This is a genomic window from Arthrobacter sp. SPT-J7 (genome assembly GCF_059089965.1).
In genome coordinates, this window is record NZ_JBNHFF010000264.1 from 1 (window position 1) to 4,159 (window position 4,159).

A 4,159-nucleotide genomic window follows, 5' to 3' on the forward strand; every position below is an offset into this window, starting at 1 on the left:
GGGCGTCCTCTGTTTACTGTGAAGTCGTCCGAGACGAATGATGTTACCGACCATCACGCCAATTGCGCTTGCGGGAACTACCACTGGCCAGAGCTTAGACCAAGGCGCAGGGAACTGAGAAAGAAGGAAGCCTACTGCGACGACAGTGAGGACAAGAATTATAGTGACCCAACTTTCGCGGACGAGACCCCGAATTAAACCGCCCCCAAGGATGCCGGCGGCGAGTAAGATGCCGATTTCGAATCCGTTCGAGCCACCAGTCAATGAGAAGGTGGAGAAAAATATCCCTGCCGCAAAAATAAACGCCATCGCCCACAGGGCCCAAGCTGCGCGGAAGAAACGGAAGTACGACGAAAAAGTCTGCATCTCTTTCATATTACAAAATCACCCTGTAACTAAATTTTCGAGTAGTAACCCGACTTGCATGAGCTAGACGTGCTGTAGCTCTGTGAATGCTTCCGGAACGGACTGTGAACGGGACACCCGCCAATTCACATTTTTCGCTGATGTCCATCCCTGCTGCGAGAGCACCTGCAAGAAGGCATATCCCGCCACCAGGAACGACCGTCTTGCCCTCGACACCGATACCTTCCCACGAAGGGTCTTGTAGGTTGAGCGTGGTCAGGGGAGGAACGAGGCGCTGTTCCGTGGGTGCTCAAACCTCGCGTCATGAATGCCAGCCTATTCTGTGCACGATCGCGCCCGGTGGCCGGTCGATCACCGATCCGTGGAAGCCCGCCGCCACGTTCAGCGCAATTGCTGGCCTACCTCATGTACGTAAGACCCGCACGGTGATATGCACGCTGATGGGGGGATTACTGCAACCATGTTCCTTATGACTGGAATGAAGATCGGCTATGCCCGCGTCTCAACGAGCGATCGGGACCTGACTGCCAACGGAACGCTCTCCTTAGCTTAAGTGTTGAAGAGAAGCAGATCTTCGTCGACCACGGACTGACAGGAGCTAATCGGGTGCGCCCTGGCCTCCGTGAAGCGATGGCAGCGTGCCGGGCCGGCGATACGCTCGTGGTGAGCAAACTCGACCGTTTGGCACGTGCCCTTTCCGATGCCAGGGTCATAGCCGATGAACTTACTGCTAAAGGGGTAGTGCTCAGTCTCGGCGGCAGCACCAACGATCCAACTGATCCGGTAGGCCGGTTGCTGTTCAACGTCTTGGGGATGGTGGCCGAGTTTGAGGCGGACCTGATCCGGATGCGCACCCGTGAGGGAATGGCTGTGGCCAAGGCGAAGGGGCGATTGAAGGGCAAGCAGCCGAAGTTATCCAAGACGCAGCGAAAGCATCTTCTGACGCTGCATGACGCCGGGGAGCATACGCAGGCTGAATTGGCGGAGCTGTTCCGGGTATCCCGGACCACGGTCTACCGTGAGCTCCAGCGGCGCTCCGTCTGAGAGTAACGTGGCACCTCGCCGAGATTCTGAAGTTGATCGGCGCCCTCATGCGCCTCCGTGCACCTACCTGAAAATAGGAGATGACCAGTGAATATCGATACTGCTACCGCTGATGAGCTTTACCGCCTGCTGTTTGATGTACAGGACAGGTTGGGGTATCTGATTGAGGATGATCTCCTCGCGCTGGCGCGGGACGCTGAACAGGTGCACGGCACTGCGCGTAACGCCGTGGGCGCGGCCGTGCACCATCTGGATGCAGCACGGCAGGTCCTGGCGATGCTGGAAACCAGGGACGGGTCATGATCGCGCTGAGTTGGCAGTTGATGGCGACCGGTGCCCTCGTCGGTAGCGGCAGGTTGGCGGTTCCTCAACCAGAAATCTGGCGCACGGATCCGGTGACGCTTTGGGATGTGGTCGTGGACCGGCGGGCTATGAGCTCCAGGCTGGGTGAGTACCCGAGCCTGGAGCGGGTCTGGGCGTTGTCCCTGCTGGGCCGTGACAGGCAGGCGGTTGCCGAAGGCCGCGTGCTCCTGGCTGGGTCGGCGGACCGGTTCCGGCCCTTGCTGGTCCTAGCCCACGCCTGCCGGCGTTCGCACCGGTGGCGTGAGACGGCCTTGCTGCAGGAAGAGGCCCTGTGCCTTGCTACGTCACCAGCCCAGGAAGCTCTGGTCCGTTACGAAATCGGTGTGCGCTTCTTTGACGAAGCCCTCTGCCGGGACGCGGCAGCTGAACTGGAATGGGCTTACGACCTGTACCGGGCAGCGGGCCGTGAACGCATCGCCAGACTTTGCCTGCCGGCGCTTGAACGGGCACGGGAAGTTCTTGCCGTGTCCCCGGTTCCTGGCTATCCGCCTATCTGAGTCAGTAGGGCTTCGGCCGCCCGGACTGTTCCCCGCCCAGATGCTTCAACGCTTGGGAGGATTCCGGAAATCTCCAGGGCCAGAGCCAATAAAGTGTCCTTGACCGCTTCGAGCGTGGCACAGGGGCAACAGGGAACAACTAACTAAATCAGGGCAAGAATCCGTTACAGATTCCAGCCCTGATTTGTTTTGTGGCCTTATCAGTGTGCCGCTTCGTACTTCTCGACGATGTCCCCTTGAATACGACCACGGGTGTTTACTTGAATCCCGTTTTCCGCAGCCCACTGCCGAACAGCCTTAGCGTCCGGGCCACCGTGGGATGAAGAAGACTTACGGCCAGAGGGTCGGCCGCGTCCTCCGGAAGTCTTGCGCGCTACAGCGGTGAAGCGCTCCAGAACCCGGCGCAATTCATCGGCGTTGTCCTTATTCAAATCAATTTCGTATTCGGTGCCGTCAAGGGCGAACTGGATACTTTCGCTCGCTTCCGAACCGTCGAGGTCATCAGAAAGAATTACTACTGTCTTTTTTGCCATGAATAAAGGCTATCACTTCGACGCTTGAGTTATAACGAGTACTGTGAAGCCGTCAAGTAGTAGGAATGCGACGGGCCCGCTGAACTGAGCCAAGTGCCTTATCGACTCCCATATGGTGTCCGTTGAAATAGTTCAGGAATGTACACGGCAGTTAGTGAATCGAAAAAGCCGATGATGTGGTATCACAAAGGCTTGCCCCAACCCTGCAAGTTCTGCACGAGCAGGAATTGAACACGCAGGCGATGTCGAAACAGGCTAGCTCGCCAAACACTGCCTCGGACTACACCGCCTCGAAGCAGCGACCCTGGTGCACAACCAACACTGCTTCGCAGCGAGTGTTGGAGAAAAACGTGTTCGAGTCCTACGGCACGGCCAAAACTTTGTCCCCGGTTAGTGGGCTTGTCTAATTGAGGAAACCCAAAATGCTACGCAGTATTTAGGGGCCGACTTCCCTCAAGATCAACACAATTTATCGCATCGATGGACAAATAGCCTTTCAACTAAGCCCTGTGGCTCCCTATTGTGTTGCAAGGACGACGATGTCCTTTCATCGAGGCGGTAGGGGGCCACCGATCGTGAACACGGTGTTGCACAATATGGAGATGCGGGAAGTCCGACTGACGGTCGGGATTGAAGGTTCTTTTGGGATCCTGCTTTACGCGGTTCTGGCGTTTACCGCCGCCCGACCCTCTGCCGACAGACAACCCAACGTTGACCAGTGCCCTTTGCCGACTCAGGATCTGCTTGAACGTGGGTTTAAGCCCGCACGCAATGCTGATGTTGAAGACATTGTTCTCAAAGCCCAGCCAGCTGACGGCAGCATTCAGTGCCGGGTTTCTAACGAGGGATTCATTTCATTGCTAGTCGACAACAGCCTGGTGTGGTCGCGGCAATTCAATCCGGAGGACCCGGAGACCGCCCTTTGGCTCAAAGCTGCGCGAAGCAGGGGAGTGACTATCATCAGCGGCGACCATCTTCTGAGTGTGACCAAGGTCGATCGCGCCGCAAGCATGGAGTCCTTTGTGATGGCCAAGGTTCCTACTGTGTGGACCCGTTAGCCGGACCAGCAGGACGAAAGCCTTGCGGTCCCACTGCGGATCCATGCTGCATGGAAGCCGTTTGGTTTCGGGTACTGACGGGCCGCCTGCCCGAAGCCGCCACGAGCAGGTTCAGCGGCGCGCGCCTACCAAAATATGACCCCCAGGGGCGAACACGGGATCGGTTTCAGTTCCCGGCACGTGTCCCGCCAGAGGTTCGACTTGTAGGCTGAGCCGTTGTCAGAGAGGACCCGCTCGACGGGGACGCCGCGGAGGGCGAACCAGGATACGGCCCGCCTCAGCACTCCGACCGCGGTGG

5 protein-coding genes and 2 pseudogenes are annotated in these 4,159 nt (G+C 57.9%); 4 read left to right on the top strand and 3 right to left on the bottom strand.

What is annotated here, in order from left to right; translation table 11 throughout:
* Positions 1-375, bottom strand: a 375-nt coding sequence (locus AC5RWX_RS30965; RefSeq protein WP_494100030.1) for a hypothetical protein, incomplete at its 3' end; no start/stop codon positions are given.
* 460 nt (positions 376-835) lie between these two features.
* On the opposite strand from AC5RWX_RS30965, the pseudogene AC5RWX_RS30970 reads away from it, so the two are divergent.
* The 3 genes and pseudogenes from AC5RWX_RS30970 (at position 836) to AC5RWX_RS30980 (ending at position 2,270) form a co-directional block, all read left to right on the top strand.
* Positions 836-1,410 (top strand): annotated as a pseudogene (locus AC5RWX_RS30970) (recombinase family protein).
* 87 nt (positions 1,411-1,497) lie between these two features.
* Positions 1,498-1,713: a hypothetical protein gene (locus AC5RWX_RS30975; RefSeq protein ID WP_494100031.1), complete on the top strand. Its 216-nt coding sequence runs from the start codon at positions 1,498-1,500 to the stop codon at positions 1,711-1,713.
* The gene (locus AC5RWX_RS30980) at positions 1,710-2,270 is read left to right on the top strand and encodes a hypothetical protein (protein ID WP_494100032.1); all 561 of its coding nucleotides are present in this window, start codon (positions 1,710-1,712) and stop codon (positions 2,268-2,270) included. Before AC5RWX_RS30975 ends, AC5RWX_RS30980 begins: the two co-directional genes overlap by 4 nt.
* Positions 2,271-2,470: 200 nt before the next feature.
* Here the strand turns inward: AC5RWX_RS30980 and AC5RWX_RS30985 are convergent, their stop codons facing one another.
* Positions 2,471-2,803 (bottom strand): histone-like nucleoid-structuring protein Lsr2, encoded by a 333-nt coding sequence (locus AC5RWX_RS30985; protein WP_494100033.1) that lies wholly within the window; start codon positions 2,801-2,803, stop codon positions 2,471-2,473.
* 575 nt (positions 2,804-3,378) lie between these two features.
* Here AC5RWX_RS30985 and AC5RWX_RS30990 point away from each other — a divergent pair.
* Positions 3,379-3,861, top strand: coding sequence for a hypothetical protein (locus AC5RWX_RS30990; protein ID WP_494100034.1), 483 nt, complete (start codon positions 3,379-3,381; stop codon positions 3,859-3,861).
* Between the two features lie 167 nt (positions 3,862-4,028).
* Here AC5RWX_RS30990 and AC5RWX_RS30995 read toward each other — a convergent pair.
* A pseudogene (locus AC5RWX_RS30995) lies at positions 4,029-4,159 on the bottom strand (IS481 family transposase); the annotation flags it as partial.

Excerpts from the sequence above, each read along its gene's own strand:
- AC5RWX_RS30980 (WP_494100032.1), top strand. The coding sequence starts at position 1,710 with ATGATCGCGCTGAGTTGGCAGTTGATGGCGACCGGTGCCCTCGTCGGT.
- AC5RWX_RS30985 (WP_494100033.1), bottom strand. The coding sequence starts at position 2,803 with ATGGCAAAAAAGACAGTAGTAATTCTTTCTGATGACCTCGACGGTTCG.